This window comes from Dactylosporangium sp. NPDC048998, from assembly GCF_043197855.1.
Lineage (GTDB): Bacteria > Actinomycetota > Actinomycetes > Mycobacteriales > Micromonosporaceae > Dactylosporangium.
Window position 1 is genome coordinate 179,999 of sequence record NZ_JBICTV010000012.1, and the last position, 19,232, is coordinate 199,230.

Annotated in this window: 12 protein-coding genes; 3 read left to right on the top strand and 9 right to left on the bottom strand. The window is 68.6% G+C overall.

Annotation, left to right across the window (positions count from 1 at the left end; genetic code table 11):
- Positions 1-56: 56 nt before the first annotated feature.
- Genes ACGFI8_RS26655 through ACGFI8_RS26675 form a run of 5 tightly spaced genes read right to left on the bottom strand, consistent with a single transcriptional unit; the run spans position 57 to position 8,631 of the window.
- Positions 57-3,965, bottom strand: coding sequence for an alpha-L-arabinofuranosidase C-terminal domain-containing protein (locus tag ACGFI8_RS26655; RefSeq protein WP_392808914.1), 3,909 nt, complete (start codon positions 3,963-3,965; stop codon positions 57-59).
- A gap of 35 nt (positions 3,966-4,000) precedes the next feature.
- Positions 4,001-5,530, bottom strand: coding sequence for an alpha-N-arabinofuranosidase (locus ACGFI8_RS26660; RefSeq protein ID WP_392808915.1), 1,530 nt, complete (start codon positions 5,528-5,530; stop codon positions 4,001-4,003).
- Between the two features lie 11 nt (positions 5,531-5,541).
- On the bottom strand, positions 5,542-6,411 hold the full coding sequence (locus ACGFI8_RS26665) for a carbohydrate ABC transporter permease (protein WP_392808917.1): 870 nt from the start codon (positions 6,409-6,411) through the stop codon (positions 5,542-5,544).
- Positions 6,401-7,324 carry a carbohydrate ABC transporter permease gene (locus ACGFI8_RS26670; protein ID WP_392808919.1) on the bottom strand — a complete coding sequence of 308 codons (924 nt, stop codon included), beginning with the start codon at positions 7,322-7,324 and terminating at the stop codon, positions 6,401-6,403. Before ACGFI8_RS26670 ends, ACGFI8_RS26665 begins: the two co-directional genes overlap by 11 nt.
- A 56-nt stretch (positions 7,325-7,380) precedes the next feature.
- On the bottom strand, positions 7,381-8,631 hold the full coding sequence (locus ACGFI8_RS26675) for an extracellular solute-binding protein (protein WP_392808921.1): 1,251 nt from the start codon (positions 8,629-8,631) through the stop codon (positions 7,381-7,383).
- A 134-nt stretch (positions 8,632-8,765) separates the two neighbouring features.
- Between ACGFI8_RS26675 and ACGFI8_RS26680 the strand changes: the two genes are divergently transcribed.
- The gene (locus ACGFI8_RS26680; protein ID WP_392808922.1) at positions 8,766-9,767 is read left to right on the top strand and encodes a LacI family DNA-binding transcriptional regulator; all 1,002 of its coding nucleotides are present in this window, start codon (positions 8,766-8,768) and stop codon (positions 9,765-9,767) included.
- A 53-nt stretch (positions 9,768-9,820) separates the two neighbouring features.
- Here the strand turns inward: ACGFI8_RS26680 and ACGFI8_RS26685 are convergent, their stop codons facing one another.
- Positions 9,821-11,899, bottom strand: coding sequence for a glycogen debranching N-terminal domain-containing protein (locus ACGFI8_RS26685; protein ID WP_392808924.1), 2,079 nt, complete (start codon positions 11,897-11,899; stop codon positions 9,821-9,823).
- A 179-nt stretch (positions 11,900-12,078) separates the two neighbouring features.
- Here ACGFI8_RS26685 and ACGFI8_RS26690 point away from each other — a divergent pair, with 179 nt between their 5' ends.
- Positions 12,079-13,107, top strand: coding sequence for a LacI family DNA-binding transcriptional regulator (locus ACGFI8_RS26690; RefSeq protein ID WP_392808983.1), 1,029 nt, complete (start codon positions 12,079-12,081; stop codon positions 13,105-13,107).
- Here ACGFI8_RS26690 and ACGFI8_RS26695 read toward each other — a convergent pair.
- From ACGFI8_RS26695 to ACGFI8_RS26705, 3 genes are all read right to left on the bottom strand, one after another.
- Positions 13,100-13,933, bottom strand: a complete 834-nt coding sequence (locus ACGFI8_RS26695) for a carbohydrate ABC transporter permease (RefSeq protein ID WP_392808925.1) — start codon at positions 13,931-13,933, stop codon at positions 13,100-13,102. The genes ACGFI8_RS26690 and ACGFI8_RS26695 overlap by 8 nt on opposite strands.
- The gene (locus ACGFI8_RS26700; RefSeq protein WP_392808926.1) at positions 13,930-14,895 is read right to left on the bottom strand and encodes a carbohydrate ABC transporter permease; all 966 of its coding nucleotides are present in this window, start codon (positions 14,893-14,895) and stop codon (positions 13,930-13,932) included. The genes ACGFI8_RS26695 and ACGFI8_RS26700 overlap by 4 nt, the downstream gene beginning before the upstream one ends.
- Before the next feature lie 71 nt (positions 14,896-14,966).
- Positions 14,967-16,280, bottom strand: a complete 1,314-nt coding sequence (locus ACGFI8_RS26705; RefSeq protein WP_392808928.1) for an ABC transporter substrate-binding protein — start codon at positions 16,278-16,280, stop codon at positions 14,967-14,969.
- Between the two features lie 272 nt (positions 16,281-16,552).
- Here ACGFI8_RS26705 and ACGFI8_RS26710 point away from each other — a divergent pair, with 272 nt between their 5' ends.
- Positions 16,553-19,186 carry a ricin-type beta-trefoil lectin domain protein gene (locus ACGFI8_RS26710; protein WP_392808930.1) on the top strand — a complete coding sequence of 878 codons (2,634 nt, stop codon included), beginning with the start codon at positions 16,553-16,555 and terminating at the stop codon, positions 19,184-19,186.
- Positions 19,187-19,232 lie beyond the last annotated feature (46 nt).

The following is a 19,232-nucleotide window of genomic DNA, read 5'->3' on the forward strand; positions in this document are numbered from 1 at the left end:
CAACGTCCGTACCCGCGGTGCTGTGCCGCATGCCGCGGCACAGCACCGGCGCGGTGTCAGCTGAGCCGGAGCGGTAGCGGTGTGGCACCGAGGGTGGAGACTTCGACCGCGGTGCGGACCTTCGTGGTGTAGCCGGCCTTGGACGCGGTCAACGTGTAGGTACCGACGGGCGCGGTGATGCGGTAGTAGCCCGCGGCGTCGGTCGTGCCGGTGAGCCCGCCGCCGGCATTCACCGTGGCGCCCGAGATCGGCGTGCCGCCGGTGGTGGTGACCCGCCCGATGATCGTCGGCGCGCTGACCGGGCTCGCGCCGATGGTGACGGTGATGACGGTGTACGAGTGTGCCGGGAACGTGTGGTCGAAGCTCGCCCCGACGCCGGTGATGGTGCTGGTCGCGGTCTGGATGAGACCGGGGTTCTGCCAGGTGTTCTGGTCGAGGTAGCCCGGCGAGGTCACCGTGGCGACGCTTGCCGTGGACCCGATCGCGCCGGCGCCGGTGAGGTTGATCGTCGAGGTCTGAACGGCGGCGGGGTCGCGGTTGACGACCGACAGGTACAGTTTCGTGCCGTCCGCCGACCGTGTGGTCGTGACGTCGAGTACCGGTACGCCGCTTCGGGCGGGCAGGTTGCCGAGCGCGGGCGCGTTGTACGTGGGGCCGGTGACGGCGGTGTCGAGCAGCAGCGGGCCGCGCTGGGTGGCGGCCAGCTTCTGCACCAGATATCCCGGCGTGACGAAGCTGCCACGGTTGGCCAGCCGGATCGCGCTGCCGTCCCAGAAGTTCACCAGCGCCGACGCGCCGTTGATCTCGTTCGCGTCCGCCCGGCGCATGAACAGGTTGAGCAGCCCTGCTTCCTGCAGGGCACCTTCGACGGTGCGCGTGCGGCGGTGTTCCTCGTTGAAGTACATCGCGTTGTGCTCGGTGACGGCGAGCTTGATGTCGCGGCCGCCGCCGCTGGCCAGGATGGTGTCGGTGGCGGTGGCCATGCGGTCGCCGATGACCGTGGGTGCACCGACCGACGCCTGGTAGACGGTCAGGTTGTCGTAGTTGGCGGGCAGTGGCTGCGGACTGTAGTAGTGCACCGACAGGTGGTCCATCCGGCTGCCGGAGGTGGTCAGGACCGTGGTGTTCCAGGTCTGGTCGTTGTTGGTGCCGTCGCCGCCCTCGCCGATGAACGCGATCGTGGAGTCCTTCGCGGCCATCGCGTCCCGGAAGGTGTTGTAGCTGGCGGCGTAGTTCGCCGCCGACGTCCAGCCCGGCGTCCACGCGCCCCAGACCTCGTTGCCGATCTCCCAGGTGTGGACGTTCCACGGCTGGCTGCGGCCGTTGGCGGCGCGCTGCGCGCCGTAGGTCGTGGCCGCGCTGCCGTTGGTGTACTCGACCCAGTTCGCGGCTGTCGACGGGGTTCCGCGGCCCCAGTTGACGTTGAGATAGACCGGGATCGCGAGGGCTGCCGCCAGCGCGAGGACCTCGTCGGTGCCGACGTCGTTGGTCAGCCAGAGCGCGTCCCACTGGTTGTAGTGCATGGGCGGGCGGTTGTCGCGCGGGCCGATGCCGTCGGTGAAGGTGTAGCTGTCGGCGATGATGCCGCCGGGCCAGCGGATCGCGCCGGGCTTCAGGGCGGTCAGCGCGTCGACGAAGTCCTTGCGCCAGCCGCCCAGTGTCACCTCGGCCGGGTCGAGCGGCATGACGCTGACCATGTCGATCCACAGCGTTCCGGTGCCGGCCGTGCCGAGGAACAGTTTCGCGTAGGGGTCGGTGGTGGTCGAGGTCAGGGTCGCGGTGAACTTGGTCCAGCCGGAGCCGATGCCGCTGAACGTCGTGGCGGCGTACGCGGGATAGCTCGCGCTGTCTCCGACGTCCGGTCCGAGCGTGACGGTCACCGGGCTGCTCAGGGCCGTCTGCTTGAGATAGGCGCTGACCTGGTACGCGCGGCCGGCGGTGACGGCGATGGCGCCCTGGCTGAGGCCCTTGCGACCGGTGGTGTGCTGGGTGATGTCGATGCGTTGGGCGTAGGTGCCGTTGTAGCCGGTCCGGTCCTGGCTGTAGACGGCCTGGTCGGCGTAGCCGTCCTCGGCCCAGCCGTCGGTGCGCCACCAGGTGAGGTAGTCCCACTTGGTGACGGAGGTACCCCAGCCGTAGAGGAAGGCCGAGTAGTCGCCGTTCGGGACCGCTGTCGTGGAGGCGAGACTGTACGCGAGCCGGCCGTTGGCGAAGAAGTTCACGGTGCGCCCGGCGCCGGTCCACCGGCCGACCTCGACGCGCAGTACCACGGGCAGGCTGATCGCCGGACCGGTCCAGGGGGTGACGCCGTCGCCGTAGACGCGCAGCGTCCCGCCTTCGACGCCGAACTCGACGTACTTGGAGAAGTCGCCGCGCCCGGTGCCGCCGTAGATGTTGAGCAGGCCGTTGGTGCCGGTGTACGAGTCGAGCTTGGCCTCGACGGTGTAGTCGTAGACGTCGGACTCGGAGACCGGTTGGGACATGATGCCGTAACGACTGTTCGCGGCGCCGTTGATCACCATCTGGCTGTTGGACATGCTGGAGGTGCCCCAGCCGCCGGCGAGGGTGGAGTTGGTCCATGCGGCGCTGATGCCCGGCCCGCCTTCGAAATGGTTGTCCCAGCGGTCCAGCATGTGCACTTGTCGGACATTGACGGAGTCCCAGGTCGTCGTCGAGGTGCCGTAGCCGTACAGGAACAGCCGGAAGTCCGGTGCGGGCACGTCGAACCGGGTAGCCAGCTCGTGGACCTTGGTGCCGTTGAGGTAGAACCGGAACAGCCGCCCGTTCGACCAGTACGGGCTGATCTGGACGGTCAGCGTGGCGGGCAGGGTGACCGCGCCGCCGGTGAAGTTGCCGGTACCGTCGCTGGTGAAGACGCGGGCGACGCCGGCCTCGACGCCAAACTCGATGAACTTGCTGAAGTCCCCGGCGCCGGTGCCGCCGTAGATGTTGAGCAGCCCGTTGGTGCCGCTCACGCCGGTCAGCCGGGCGTCGATCGTGGTCCAGTCGGTGGAGCTGTTGCGGATGTAGTCCGACAGCGCCCCGTAGCGGGAGTTCGCCCCGCCCGTGACGGTGAGGCTGCCGCCGCCGACGGCGACCGTGCCGTTGCTAGCGCCTTCCAATCGGGTGGGCGTCCATCGTGGGGAGAGGGTCGTTCCGTCGAAAGCGTCGTAGGTCCCGTCCGGGGTCATGGTGAGGTAGTCGGCGGTGACGGCCCCGGACCAGCCGTAGAGGAAGGCGCGATAGGTTCCGGGCAGGCCGGTGAAGCCGGACAGTGTGTGCACGAGCGTGCCGTTGTAGTAGAAGCCGAGGGTACGGGCGGTTCCGGCCAGCCCGGAGACGTCGACGCGCAGGGTGGCCGGCGTCGACGCGGCACCGCCGACCCAGGTGGGCTGGCCGTCGGCGAAGACCTTCAGCACACCGCCCTCGATCGCGAACTCGGCGAAGTGGCTGAAGTCGCCGGCTCCGGTCCCGCCGTAGATGCTGAGAATGGCATTGGTCCCGGTGTACGAGATGATCTTCGTCTCCACGCTCACCGTGGCGTACCGGCTGTCCGGGATCGGGTTGCTCATGATCCCGTACCGGCCCGGCGTACCCGCGGTGATCAGCACGTTTCCGCCGGTCAGGGCGACGGTGCCGGCGGGCGCGCCGTCGAGGCTCATCGGCGTCCACCGGGAGGCGTCCAATGTGGACCCGGTGAAGCCGTCGTAGAGGGTGCTGCGGGCCGACGTCACCTGCTCCGTCTCGAAGGAGCGGTCGGCGACACGTTCGGCCCAGGCGCCGTTCATCTCGTCGGACGCCCATTCCATCATCTGGCCGGTGACACCGGGCTGGACCACGCCGATCGGCGCGCTCGCGTCGACGGAGATGACGTTGGCGCCGACGGCGGCGGCCGATTCGGGGATCGCGGTGGCGGCCGCGACGAGACAGAGGACGGAGAGGGTGCGCAGTAGCGCGCGGTGCATGGCGTCTCCTTCGCTGGGAGTGCCGCTGCCCTGGGTCAGGCGGCAGGTGCGAGGCGGAGCATGGTCCAGGAGACCGGCGGGAGCGCGGCGGTGAGCTCGCCGTCGGTCAGGGTGCTGGCGTCGCCGGTCCGCGGCTGGACGCGGTCGGGGTCGGCCACGTTGTTGGTGTGCAGCAGTTCGTCGGGGACGCCGCCGAGGACGAGGTGCTCGACGATCCGCAGGTCGGGCAGTGCCCGCAGGTGGGCGGTGAGTGTGACAGCGTCGGTTTCGCTGCGGTTGACCGCGAGGACCGTCAGGTGACCGGTGTCGGGGTCGTGGGTGGCGACGACATCGGCGACCGGCACGTCGCCGTGCTGCGCCGTGTCGTAGGTCGGGGTGATCGGCTCGACGCGCAGAACGGTGCCCCGGGCGTGCCGGGCGGTGAGCGCGAACGGGTGGAAGATCGTCTGCCGCCACGCCGGGCGGTCGGGTTCGGCCCGGATCGGGGCGATGATGTTGACCAGCTGGGCGAGGCACGCGACGCCCACCCGGTCGGCGTGCCGCAGCAGGCTCATCAGCAGCGAGCCGACCACGACCGCGTCCTCGACGGTGTACTCGTCCTCGATGAGCCGCGGCGCCTGCGCCCATTCGAGGTTGGTGTGCCCGGCGAACCGGCTCTCGTACCAGATGTTCCACTCGTCGAAGGACAGCTGCAGCCGCTTGCGGGAGCGCTTCTTGGCGGCAACGTGGTCGGCGGTGGCGACGACGCCGTCGATGAACCGGTCCATGGCCGCGCCGGAAGCGAGGAATCCGGCCCTGTCCTCCCCGTGCTTCTCGAAGTACGCGTGCAGCGAGATGTAGTCGACGTGCTCGAAGGTGTGGTCGAGGACGGTCGCCTCCCAGGAGCCGAAGGTGGGCATCCGGTCGTTGGAGCTGCCGCAGGCGACCAGCTTGATGCCGGGGTCGACCTGCCGCATCGCCTTGGCCGTCTCGGCGGCCAGAGCACCGTAGGCATCGGCGCTCTTGTGGCCGACCTGCCACGGACCGTCCATCTCGTTGCCCAGGCACCAGAGCTTGATCCCGTGCGGTTCGGCGACGCCGTGCGCCCGGCGCAGGTCGGACCAGTGCGTGCCGCCCGGGTGGTTGGTGTACTCGAGCAGGTCACAGGCTTCCTGGATGCCACGGGTACCGAGGTTGACCGCCATCATCGGCTCGACCCCGGCGCGGCGCGTCCAGGTCATGAACTCGTTGACCCCGAAGGCGTTGGTCTCCACCGACCGCCACGCCAGGTCCAGCCGGCGGGGACGGTCGGCGAGCGGGCCGACGCCGTCCTCCCACCGGTATCCGGAGACGAAGTTGCCGCCCGGGTAACGCACGACGGTGATGCCCAGCTCCCGGACCAGCTTGAGCACGTCGAGACGCAGCCCGTCGGTGTCGGCCTCGGCATGGTCCGGCTCGAAGACGCCGCCGTAGACGCAGCGGCCCATGTGCTCGACGAACGAGCCGAACAGGCGCGGGTCCACGGCCGCGATGCCGAAGGCGGGGTCGAGCGTGACAGTGCAGGTGAGCACGACGGTACTTCCCATCTGGTTCGGGGTCACTTGAGGCCGGTGGTGGCGATGCCCTGTACGAAGAAGCGCTGGGCGAACAGGAACGCCACGGCGAGCGGGGCCAGCGAGATGGCCGCGCCGGCCATGAGCGCGGCGTGGTCGACGCCGGACTGGCTGGAGAACAGGGTCAGCGCGGACGGCAGTGTCCGCATGTCGAGGGTGCTGGAGACGACCAGGGGCCAGAGGAAGTCGTTCCACAGGGCCATGAACTGGATGACGAACAGCGAGGCCAGCGCGGGGCGCGCCAGCGGCAGGACGATCCGCCAGTAGATCTGGAAACTGTTGGCGCCATCGATGTGGGCGGCGTCGTCGAGCTCGCGGGGCAGGGTGCGGAAGAACTGGCGCAGCATGAAGATTCCCAGCGCGCTGGTGGCCCGCGGGATGATCAGCCCCTGGAACGTGTTGAGCCAGCCCAGGTCGAACAGGGTGAGGAAGACGGGGATGATGGTGATCTGGAACGGCACCATCAGCGTGGCCAGGATGACCAGGAAGATCGCCTGGCGGCCACGGAATGTCAGCCGGGCCAGGGCGTAGCCGGCCAGCGAGTCCAGGAAGACGAGCAGGATCGTGGTTCCACCGGCGAAGATGAAGGTGTTGAACGCCAGCCGGGCGAACGGCAGCTGCGAGAGGACCGCGTGGAATCCGGCCAGGCTCCAGTGGCCCGGCCACAGCCGCGCCGGGTCGGCGTAGAGGTCGGCGGGAGTACGCACGGAGACCCCGACCATCCACACGAACGGCAGGATGGTGGCGGCCGCGGCGACGGCGAGCACCGCCCAGGCGGCGTAGCGGATGATGTGCCGCAGGACACGCAGCGCACCCGGCAGCCAGGCGGGCGCCGCGACCGGCTCACTCGTCATCGTCGTGCCTCGCAATCCGCAGCTGTAGCAGTGATACGGCGAGGATCAGCAGGAACAGCACCCAGGCGATCGCGCTGGCGTAGCCCAACCGGAACTCCACGAAGCCGCGCTGATAGAGATAGGCCACGATGGACTCGGTGTGGAACAGCGGCCCGCCGCCGGTCATCACATAGACCAGGTCGAACAGCTGCAACGAGGTGACCGTCGAGATCACCGTGGTGAACAGCAGCGCCGGGCGCAGCTCCGGCAGGATCACCGCGCGCAGCCGTTGCCAGCGTCCCGCACCGTCCAACGTGGCCGCCTCGATGAGCGTGTGCGGCACCCCTTGCAAGGCGGCGAGCAGCACGATCATCGCGAAGCCGGCGCCTTTCCAGATGCCGACCGCCATCACGGTGGGCAGCGCCAGCTTCGTGTCGGTCAGCCAGCCCGGACCGGTCAGCCCGGCGGGCTCCAGCCAGGCGTTGACCAGACCCACTTGCGGGTCCAGGAGGAACTTCCAGACCACGCCCACAACGGCGAACGAGGCGATGGTCGGGAAGAAGAACGCCGATCGCAGCAGCGAGGTCAGCCAGGTGGTGCGCCGCAGCCACAGCGCCAGGGCCAGACCGCCGAGCACCTGCCCGGTCGTCACGACCACCGCGTAGAGGCCGGTGACCATCAGGCTGTTGCGGAACCGCTCATCGCCCAGCAGCTCGCGGTAGTTGCCCAGGCCGACCCAGGTGTGGGTCTGCTCACCGACGGTCCAGTCGTGCAGGCTCATCCAGCCCGAGCGGACGATCGGCTCGGCGATGAAGACGCCGATCAGCAGCAGGCTCGGCGCAACGTACAGGTACGCCGGATTGAAGCGCATCCGGCGCCGGACCCGGGGTGGCGCCGCGCGCCCGGTGGCCGGGGTCAGGGTGGCGGTGGTCATGCCGTCCTTCCGGTGGAGAGCCAGTCCACCGCGAAGGCGGTGGACTGGCCATCGTGTCAGGGCTTGCAGCCAGTGATCTTGTTGATCGCCTCGGCGGCGGCCTGCGCCGCCGGCTCGACCGGCTCCCCTCGCGTGATCTTGCCGATCAGCGGCACGTAGACATCGGCATCGATCTTGGCGGAGGTACTCAGGCCGGGCAGGTAGAGCCGGGCGTGCGGCAGCCCGGCGGCGAACGGCGCCACGACCGGATTGCTCGGCGTGACGTCGGTGCGAACCGGCGGGAACCCGGACGCGTCACTGAAGGCGGCCTGCGCCGTCTTGCCGGTCCACCAGGCCAGGAACTCCAGCGCCTGCGCCTTGTGCTTGGTGGACTTGCCGATCGCCAGCGGTACCGTCGAGGCCAGCGTGACCGGCCCACCGGCGCCGACCGGGATGGCCGCGATGCCGAGGTCGATCCCCGCCTCCTTGAACCCGGCCGCGGCCCACGGTCCGTTGATCTCCATCGCAGCCTTCTTCGCCGAGAACAGCGTGTCGGCGTCGGCGCCGGTCTGCCCGACCGGACTCACCTTGTCCTTGGCCACCAGATCGGCCCAGTTCTGCAGCGCCTGCACGCTGGGGGCCTGGGCGATGGTGGCACAGCCCTTCGCGTCGACGATGTCGCCGCCGTTCATCCACTGCAGGATCGGCCACATCTGGATGGTCGCGTGATCGGCGAGCGAGATGCCGTACTGCGTGACCTTGCCGCCGTCGGTCTTGGTCAGCTTCTTCGCGGCGGCGGCGAACTCGTCGGCCGTCGCCGGCACGGCGACGGCGTCGGCGGACAGCATCGCCTTGTTGTAGTAGAGGACGAGGGTGGCCATGTTGGCCGGTGCGGCGTACAGCTTGCCGTCGATGGTGAACGCGGTGGTGGCCGCCTTCGGGAACAGCGTGGTGTTGAGCTTGCCGTCACCGTCGCCGACCGCCTCGTCCAACGGCAGCAACGAGTTCGTCTTCGCGTAGGTGAACAGCACGCCCGGATCGAAGTTGGGCGTTGCCAGGTCCGGCCCCTGTCCGGTGGCCCAGGCGCCGGGCAGCTTCTGCCCGATGGCGTCCCAAGGCTGCACGTCCATCGTGACCTTGATCTTGGGGTGGCTGTCGTTGAACTGCTTGACCAGCGCCTCGTAGGCGGGGCGGTCCGGGCCGGTGAACCCGGTCCACAGGCTCAGCGAGACGACGCCGTCGTCCGTGCCGGCTGTACCCGAGCCGCATCCCGCCGCCGTCAGCAGGCCTATGGCAAGAACTGTAGCGATCTTCCATGGTGATCTCATCGGATCGACCTTCCGTCCCAGCTCAGGAGATTGCAGCGATGTTCCATCGTTGGAACGACGTTGTAAAGACCTTTGGAGAAATTCGTTACAACGTTGTATCGTGGATCGGCAGGGCCCGAAAGCGAGGATGATTGATGGTCGCCAGGCTCAAGGACGTCGCCGCGCGCGCCGGCGTCTCGGTGAAGACGGTGTCGAACGTGGTCAACGGATACGCGTTCGTCACGGAGGCGAACCGCCGCCGGGTTCAGGAGGCCATCGACCACCTCGGCTACGTCCCGAACATCGGCGCCCGCAACCTGCGCAAGGGCCGCACCGGGTTCCTCACCCTCGCCGTGCCCGAGCTCGTCAACCCGTACTTCGCCGAACTCTGCGGGCTGGTGATGAGCGCCGCAGCACGGCACGACTGGACCGTCCTCATCGAGCAGACCGGCGGCGTGCGGGATAAGGAGATGGCCGTCATCAACGTGGCGCACCGCTCGCTCGTGGACGCCATCATCCTCAGCCCGATCGGCCTGCGCCCCACCGATCTCGCGCAAGCCGCCACCGGCACTCCCCTGATCCTGCTCGGCGAACGCGCCCTGCACGCACCGGCGCACCACGTCGCCATCGACAACGTGGCGGCCGCGACAACCGCGACGCGGCATCTCGTCGACCTCGGCCGCCGCCGGATCGCGGCCATCGGCGACCAGCCCGGCCGGCACGGTACCGCCGCGCTACGCCTCAACGGATACCTCGGCGCCTTGCGGGCCGCCGGGATCACGCCCGATCCCGCACTGACCGTGCGGGCCGAGGCCTACAGCCGCGCCGAAGGCGCCGCAGCCATGCGTCACCTGCTCGATCTGCCCGAGCCGCCAGACGCCGTCTTCTGCTTCAATGACCTGCTCGCCGTCGGCGCACTCAGCGCCGCCCGCGACCGCGGCCTCAGCATCCCCGGCGACATCGCCGTGATGGGCTTCGACGGCGTCGACGAAGGCAACTACACCGCGCCGCGGCTGACCACGATCGCCCCCGACAAGGCGGCGATCGCCGTGGCGACGATCAACCTCGCCCAGGCCACAGTCCACGACGGCCCCGAGCACCCGCAGGACATCGTCACCCCGTTCACCCTCGTCGTTCGCGAAAGTACCGTCGCCTGACCCGCCAAGCGGTGCCGCGGCGTGCCGGCCCGGCACCGTTGCATTGAGCGTTGTCACGGTGCGGTGTCCGTCGTCCTGTGTGCCCCGACGGGCAGTCCTTGAACGGACAGTTCCCTGACTCCGAATTGCCTCGGGGGGTGCTGTTCGTGCTCTCCGGCGGGTATGTCGACCCGCAGGCCGAGCATCACGGTGAGGGCCACCGGTGCGACCGCGGCGGCCCACGCCTGCGGGCTGCAGGCCGAGGGATACGGCACGGGTCCGAGGCCGGTATCGGCCGGGTGGCCGCCGAACAGCTCAGGCAGGCGGCCGCCGAAGTGGGGTGCCGCGGCGAGGAGGCCGGACAAGAGCCGCGCGGCCTGCTCGGTCCGCCCGGACCGGTGCAGTCCGTAGGCGGCGATCGCCGTGTCGTGGGGCCACACCGATCCGGCGTGGTAGGACAACGGGTTGTAGCCGGCAGTACGTGCGCTCAGGGTACGCAGCCCATAGCCACTGAACAGTTCCGGGCCGATGAGACGCGCGGCCACCAGGCTTTCCTCGTGCTGCGACAGGATTCCGGTGCCGAGGAGATGGCCCATGTTCGAGGCGGGTCCGTCCACCGGCCGCTTGCGGCCGTCGAGTGCTATCGCCGGGTAGGCGCCGTCGGGGTCGTCGATCCAGAATGCCTGGCGGAAGCGTTGAGCGAGCGTGCCGGCCCAGGCTCGCCAGCCGTCGGCGCCGGGCCGCCCGAAGTGCTCCAGCACCAGCGCGCCTTGCATCGCGGCTTCGTAGGCGTAGCCCTGCACCTCGCACAGGGCGATCGGCGCGGTCGCGCGCGTGCCGTCGGCGAAGCGGACGGCGTCGTCGGAGTCCTTCCACCCCTGGTTCGTCAGGCCGACCGTGTTGCCGGGCAGGTATTCGAGGAACCCGTCACCGTCGGCGTCGCCGAAGACGGCCATCCATGTCAAGGCCGCTTCGGCCGCGGGGAGCAGGGCGCGGACCTCGTCCTCGGGCATGCCCCAACGCCACGCTTCGGCCAGGGTCACCACGAACAGGGGTGTGGCGTCGATACTGCCGTAGTACACCGGCGGCAGCCAGGTCGCGCCGTCGACGGGGCGGAGCTCGTGCGGGATCTTGCCGGGCTGCTCCTCGGTGGCGCGGTCCACGGCTCGACCCTGGCGCCGCGCCAGGGCTCGAAGGGTTCCGGCGGCGACACGCCATCCGAGCGGCAGGGACATCCGTGCGGCCCACAGCGAGTCGCGCCCGAACAGCGTCAGGTACCACGGGCATCCTGCGGCGAAATACGCGTCCCCGGGATCGGCGGAGTCGGCCAGCAGCAGTGCTTTCAGGTCGGCAAACCCTGTGCACACCATCTCATCGAAACGGTGATCGGCGCTGTGCACCTGGGGCACGGTGAGCAGAGCGTCCGGGTCGGCGACCGGCAGCGGCACAAAGGAACCCCGGGATCGCGCCGGCTCGCTCTCCATGTGAACCGTGACCTCTGCCGACCAGCTCTGGCCGGGCTCCAAGGTCAGCGGCCAGCTCACGGTCCCGGCCTCCGGTGCCACGTCGGCGACCGTCTGCTGCTCGGTGACCACCAGCGAAGCGGCGTAGCCGTCCTCGGAGCGCCAGATCAGCCCGTCCCGGCCGGTCCGGATCTCAGGCGCCACCAGGGCCGTTGGGTACCCGGCCCGGACCAGGCCGATCGGTGCCAGGTCGGTCCCGGCGGCAAGGATCAGCGTCGTCGACAGCGTGGCCCGGGAGGAGTTGACCACGGTCAGTCGCTCGACTCCCCGATCGGGAAGGACGGTGCGGTGGCGTTCAAGCGTCACGGTCGGATCGCCGGTGGCGTCGCCGAGACCGAAGAGCCGGGCCAGGAAGCGGGCAGAGTCCGAGCCGGTCAAAGCGCCTGCGATCGGACGAACGTCCGCGCCCTCGATTGTCACGGTCAAACGTGCGAGAGCGCGACGGTCGGCGATGTATAGGCCTTCCACGCCCCCAGCGGTCTGTCCGCTGTGCCGGGACAGCCACTGGACCGGAGCCGCAACGGTGCACAGGAGGTCGTGCACGTCAGGCTGGTTGTGCGGGACGGCTCCCGGAGACTGCGGATCCACCGGCGCCGACGAGGTGGAACTGACGGTTGTGGATGCGGCCACAGCGGACTCGATTCTGTCAGGGAGGGGCAGGATTCTGTAGCGGCGGGCCGGCCAGCAATTTTATCGAAAAACCTTGAGCGGGACGATACCCTAGGCGATGTGACTACGGGAGAGGGGTCGAGGTGAGGACAGCGCCCGCCCAGACCGCGCCGCAGCGGCCGGGGGCAGAGACCGTGACGATGGCCGACGTGGCCGCGGCCGCTGGTGTTTCCAAGCAGACCGTCTCCAACGTGCTGAACTACCCGGAGAGGGTGCGGCCTGAGACGCGCGAGCGGGTCGAACGCGCGGTGGCCGAATTGGATTTCCAGCCGAACCGCCTGGCGCGGGCGCTGAAGGCAAGCTCCAGCGGGATGATCGCGTGCCGGATCGAGCCGATTGCCTCGGACGCCCTGACCTCTTGGCAGGACCGTTTCCTGCACGCGTTGGTGGAGGCGGGCCAGGCCTCAGAACGGCATGTGATGTTGTTCGCCGCCGACGACGCGGAGCAGGAGGCGGCCACGTGCATCCGGCTGTGGCGGACCGGCACGGTCGACGGCGTGGTGATCTGCGACCCGCGGCCGGACGACATCCGGCCGGCGCAACTGCTCGTAGCCCAGGTGCCGTTCGTCTGTTTCGGTCGCGCCTCCGAGCACGGCGGCGAGGTGTCCTGGGTCGATATCGACAACACCCGCGGTGTCGAGCTGGTCGTCGACCACCTTGTCGATGCCGGGCACCGCCGGATCGGGTTCCTGGGTTTCCCCGACGGCCACCGCGTCGGGGACGACCGCTCGAACGGCTGGGTGGCCGCGATGGATCGGCACGGGTTGCTGGCCGGCAGCTACCGCTTGGACGTCCGGGGCCAGGACACGTTCACGAGCGGGGCGAAGATGGCCCGGCAGCTGCTGGAGCGCGCGGATCCGCCGACCGCGCTGATAGCTGTCTCCGACACGCTGGCGGCCGGCGCACTGCAGGCCGTGCGTGACCTGGGACTGACGCCGGGCGACCAGGTGGCGCTGGTCGGGTATGACGACACCCCGTCGGCCGAGGTCATGGACCTGTCCAGCGTGCGCCAGCCGCTGTCCCATGCCGGTGCCGAGATCGTGCAGGCGCTGATCCCGGGACAAGCCGGATCCGCGCCGCTGTCCGTGCTCCTGGAACCGGAACTGATCGTCCGGGGCTCCTCGCGCCGCGGTCTGACCCGGCGGCGCGAGGAACCGGCGATTACTTGACGCCGCCGGCGGTGAGCCCGGCGACGATGCGGCGCTGGAAGAACAGGACGGCGACCACCAACGGCAGCGTCACCGCGACGCCTGCGGCCATCTGGCTGCCATAGGGCTGGTCGTAACCGTAGCGGCCGTTGAACAGCGACACGATGACGTTGGCCGTCATCATGTCCTTTTTGTTCACGACGCTGACCGCGAACAGGAACTCGTTCCAGGAGGCGATGAACACCAGGATCGCGGTTGTGAACACCCCGGGGGCAGCCAGCGGAAGCATCACCTTGACGAAGGCATTGGCCGGGGAGCACCCGTCGATTTCGGCAGCCTCCTCCAACTCGCGTGGCAACTGCTGGAAGAACGCGGTCAGGTTCCACACGGCCAGCGGCAGCCCGAACGTCAGGCTTGGCAGCACCATCGCCTGGTAGGTGTTGATCCAACCGACACCCGCGAACAGCTTCAGCAGCGGGATCAGCAGCGTGATGCCGGGGAACATGGCCGTGGCCGCGATCAGGCCGAGCACGACCGGCTTACCGCGGAACCGCAACCGAGCCAGCGCATAGGCTGCGCAGGACGCCAGCACCAGCGTGATCACCGTAGTTGCGCCCGCCACGACCAGGCTGTTCAACAGACCACGGCCGAAACCGTTGGCCGGATCGAACGCGGCGGAGAAGTTGTCGAGGGAGACCGGGTTTGGCAGCAGCGCGTTGGAAAACTGGTCGTTGGGGCGCCGAAGGGCGGAGACCACCATCCAGTAGCACGGCGCCAGGCAGTAGGCGACGATGAACGCCGTCCCGGCATAGGCCAGCCGGCTATGGTGGGTGTGGGGTCGATTCATCGGACGGGCCTCTTCCGGCCGGAGGCGCCGAGGACGTCGGCGCCGAGAACACTGACGAACACCGTGACCACGGCCGCGATGTACAGGAACAACACGACCGCGTAAGCGGAGGCCGCCCCGAAGTGCAGGTTCTGCATCTCGTCCACGGCGATCATGGTGAGGGTCTCCACCGAGCCCTTGCGCGGGCCGATGAGCACGTAGGGCAGGTCGAACATGCGCAGCACATCCAGGAGCCGGAAGAGCACGGCGACGACCAGGACCGGCCGCACCAGCGGCAGCGTGATCCTGGAGAAGGACTTCCACCCGGTCGCCCCGTCCAGCCGGGCGGCCTCGTAGACCTCGGCCGGAATGGTCTGCAAGCCGGCCAGCACCAGCAGACCGATGAACGGCGCCGTCTTCCAGCTGTCCGCGATGATCACCGCGCACCAGGCCGGGAAGCCGTCAGCAGTCCACAGCACATGGGCGTTCAGCAGGCTGTTGGCGATGCCGTCGGACGCGAACACCCAGCGCCACAGCAGGCCGGAAATCGCCGTCGGAATCGCCCAGGGCACCAGGATCGCGGCGCGCACCAGGGCGCGGCCGCGCACCGCCTGGTGCATCACCAGCGCCATCGCCACCCCGATGACCGTCTCGATCCCCACCGAGACGACGGTGAACGTGGTGGTGTTCCAGAAAGCGTTGACGAACCGTGACGCCTGGTCCCCGGTGAGGGCGTCGGTGAAGTTGCCGAGCCCGAACGAGGTCGTGGTGGTCAGGTAACCGGTGGTCTTGTCGATGTGCTGGCTCTGCATCTGGAAGGCCAGCCGTACCGCGGATATGACGGGATACCCGACGACCAGTGCGAGGCACGCCATGGTCGGAGACAGCAACACCACGGCCAGCCGGCTCTTCGTCATCCGTCCGGTGGGTGTTCGTCTGGCCTGGCGGCTGGCCTGAGTCTCGGTGGCGCTGGCGGTGACCAACGCAGCCTCCTATCAACGACGGAGGCAAGGCGCGCGACGACCGTCGGCGCCTTGCCATGGGCAGCTGTCTGCTACTGGGCGTTGACCAGCGCGGTCAGCTTGGACTGCAGGTCGGCCAAGGCGGCATCCACCGACATCGACCCGGAGATCGCGGCGGCCACGTCGTTCTGGATCAAGCTGGTGGCGTCACCGTAGTTGGCGACCTTGGGCCGCGGAACCGCCGTGTCGAGCCCCGCCTTCAACGTCGCGAGGTACGGGAACTTCGCCTGCAGCGCCGGATCGGTGTACAGGTCGGGGTAGACCGGAGCGGTCGAGTTGTCCTCCAGGGCCTGCCGCTCATTGTCCCCACCCGTCAGGAACTTGATGAAGTCGGCGGCGGTGGCCTTGTGCTTGCCGTAGGCGCTGATCGCCAGGTTCAGTCCACCGAGCGTGGAGGACCCGGTCGAGGTGCCGATGCCCGGCAGTGCGGTCACCGCGAACTTTCCGGCCACCTTGGAGGATCCGTCGGTCTTGTTCGCCAGATCCCACTGGTACGGCCACTGCCGGTGGAAGACCAGGTTGCCGTCCTGGAACTGCTTGCGGCCGTCCTCCTCCTTGTAGGTCGTGGCGGTCTTGGAGATCATGCCGCTGTTGAAGGCGTCGAGCAGCGTCTGCAGCCCCGTCTTGGCGGCCGGAGTGTTCAACGTCGGCTTGCCGTCCGGGCCGATCACAGACCCGCCCGCCGACTGCACGGCTTCGCAGAAGTTCACGGTCAGGCCCTCGTACTTGTCGAACTGGCCCGCGTAGCAGTCCACGCCCGCGCCCTGCGGCAGCTTGGCGATCTTCGCGCAGTCCGCCTGCATGTCCGACCACGTCTTGGGAGCCCCGGCGCCGATCGCGTCCAGCAGGTCCTTGCGGTAGAACAAGACGCCGGCGTTGGTCTGATAGGGGATCGCGTACTGCTTGCCGAAGTACTGGCCGGTCGCCACCGTCGAGGCGATCATCGAGCTCGTCGGCACCGAGGAGGCCGGGATCTCGTCGATCCAGCGGTGTGCCGCGAACTCGGCGGTCCACACCACGTCCAAGCCCTCGACCGTGTACGCGTCGGACTTCGTCTGCGCGTTCTGCACCAGCTGCTGACGCTGCTGGTCCGCCGACGTCGGAAGCTCGATCAGCGTGACTTTCTCGTCGGGATGTGCGCCGTTCCAGGCGTCCAGCTGCTTCTGCAGCGTGCCGGTCGTGTCCTTGCCGGTGGCCAACGTGATCGGACCGCGGTCCCCCGCCGCGCCCGCGTCGTTGCTCGACGCCGAGGGCGAACACGCCGCCAGCCCTGCTGTCAAGGCTATGAGGGCGGCCACGGCGGGGCCTCGGCGCAGTGTCCTGCGCGCGATGGTGGTTTTGTCCATAATGTTTCCTTCCGACGGCGCCGCCCCGGTGGGCGTCCGGCTGGGGTGTGCGAGGCATCAGGAGCGCTGCGGCGGCTCTTTTGACCGATCCAATGTGACACCAGCCCCCTCAGACGTAGCAAGACTCCGTTATGAATACGTTGCACTCCATGACCCGCTCTTGACAGAGATGTCTCCCGATGGTTACGTCCGGCTCACGATTTTTTTTCGATCCATAGCCGCCCTGTGCAGCTTGGCCGCGCGGGGCGCGAACGGAGGAGGAGACGCCCCGAATGAGCAAGCACAGATCCCGCGGCCGGCTGGCGGCCGGATTGTCCGCCGCGCTGGTCGCGACGGGGGTAGTGCAGATCGCGTACCCAGCGCCGGCGCAGGCCAACACCACGCAGGTGGACAGCGCCGTGATCGGCTGGGACGGCGACAAGGACGCGGCGATCGTCCACCGCGACGGAAGCTTCGACATCCGCGCCGGCAAGAACATCACCGTCGGATTCGGGATCTACAACAACCCCGCCAGCCTGCAGTGGTTCAACGCCGGCGGCTACTACCCGGCGCTGGTCACGCAGTTCCAGCGCGACAACACCACGGTCACGATCACCAACTTCGGCGACAAGGTCACGATCGGCGGCAACGCCTACGTCGCCGTGTACTCCCGCGTGAGCGTCTACAACCACGACACCGTCGCCCACACCGAAGACCCGGCGCCCTCGGCCCAGCTCCTCGCACTCAGCTCGGTCCCGAACACGGTGTCGCCCGGCCAGACCGTCAACCACGACTACGTCTCCGCCATCGACAAATTCGGCAACGGCTACCCCTGGCCCGCCGACGCCAGCTTGATCGCCGCCGGCGGCTTCGACGCCCACTACGCCCACATGACGTCGTACTGGGACGCCAAGCTCGCCGGAATAGCCCAGATCAACGTCCCAGACCCGCGACTGGTCAACGCCTACAAGGCCGGCTACATCTACACGCACATCGTCAAGGACGGCAACAACCTCAACGTCGGCGAAAACGGCTACGACCAGCTGTTCGACCACGACCTGACCGGCATCCTGACCAACCTGCTGAGCCAGGGCGACCTGTCCAACGCGAAGGCCTACCTGCAGACCCTCTTCTACAACCAGTACCCGGACGCGCTGTACAAGTACAGCTGGCCGTGGGCGGTGTACCTGCAGAAGAGCGGCGACACCGCGTTCGTGTCCGCCAACTTCGGCACCATCCAGGCCAACGCGCACCAGATCGCCGCGAACGCCACCGGCCCCGGCGGGACCATGAAGGCGTCCTACGCCATCGACGCCACCGGCTACTGGACCGTCGACGACGAGTCCGCGCTGCTCGGGCTGCTCGCCTACCAGTACATCGCCGGCAAGCTCGGCAACACCGCCGAGGCCACCTGGGCGGCCAACCAGTACAGCACCCTGCTCTCCGCGGTGAACACCCAGCTCCAGTCCACCATCACCGCCAACAACCTCAGCTACATCCCCTGCGCGATCAACGCCCCGAACACCGCCAACGTGTGCGGCAACACCAACGACGCCAACTGGGCCTCCATGCTGCTGTTCGGCCGCTGGAACTGGAACGGCTATCTGTTCGGAGCCGCGAAGACCGGCCCACTGGCCACCATGGTCGATGCCACCTACGACTACGGCTTCGCCCGCCTGGCTGGCCTGCCCCCGCACACCTACGGTGGCTACGCCGGCTACAGCACCGGATACAACGCCGGCTACGGCGAAGCCGGACTGGCGAGCGCCAGACACCGCACCGAAGGCATCTACGGCTACCAATTCATGATCAACAATACGCAGAGCGCCCCGTTCTCGTGGTGGGAGGGCATCCCATCGGCCGGCCCGACCAACTGGGGCCCCGGCAACCACGCCACGACCGGCACCGGCTCCGGCCCGCACATGTGGGGCCAGGCCAACGCCTCCCTCGTCCTGCTCGATTCCCTGATCGCCGAGAAGTCCAACGGCCAGGTCATCGTCGGCCGAGGGATTCCCAACGAATGGCTGCGCGGCGGTCAGACCATCAGCGCGACCAACTACCCCATCGCCGGCGGCAACCGGATGGGCGCCACCATCACCACCAGTGGCAACGCCGTCACGCTCGCACTGAGCAGTGCCGCACCGGCCGGCGGTGTCAGCTTCGAGATCCCGGCGTTCGTCGGCAACATCGCATCCGCCAGCGCCGGCACGGTCGACAACGCCAACGGCGTCGTCACCCTGCCCGCCGGCGCCACCAGCGTCACCGTCACGATGACCACCGCGCCGGCTTTCCAGCGGCTCGGCGGTCTGAACCTCGACAGCTACTGCAAGTCCATCGGCAACATTGGCGGCGTCAGCCGCGACGGCACCACCGCCTACGACTGGAAGTGCGTCACCGACTCCGGCGCGCACGTCGCACTCGACATGAACGACGGCTGCGCATGGGGCTACCCGTACAACGAGTCCGCCTTCGCCCAGGCCGGATCGCTCAGCGACGCGTACAGCTGGAACTGCTGGAGCACGTCAGCCGTCCCGCAGCTGCCGCCGGCCGGCCCGATCACCGGGTACGCCGGGCTGTGCGTCGACGTGTCGGGGGGCATCAACACTGATGGCAGGCCCGTCCAGGTGTACACCTGCAACCAAACCGCCTCACAGTTCTGGACGGTGGCATCGAACGGCACCCTGCAGGCACTCGGCAAGTGCCTGGACGTGAGCGGCGGCCTCACCGCCAACGGCACATCCGTTCAGCTGTACACCTGCAACAGCACCGGCGCACAGACCTGGCAGCCGCAGTCCAACGGCACCATCGTCAACCCGCAGTCCGGCCGCTGCCTCACCGACCCCGGCTCGGGGGGATCCGGCACCCAGCTCCAGATCCAGAACTGCGTCACCGGAGCCGCCAACCAGCAGTGGTCACTACCGAAATAGGCCGCTTTCACGTTGGCCACACCGCCTGCGCGGTGTGGCCAACCAA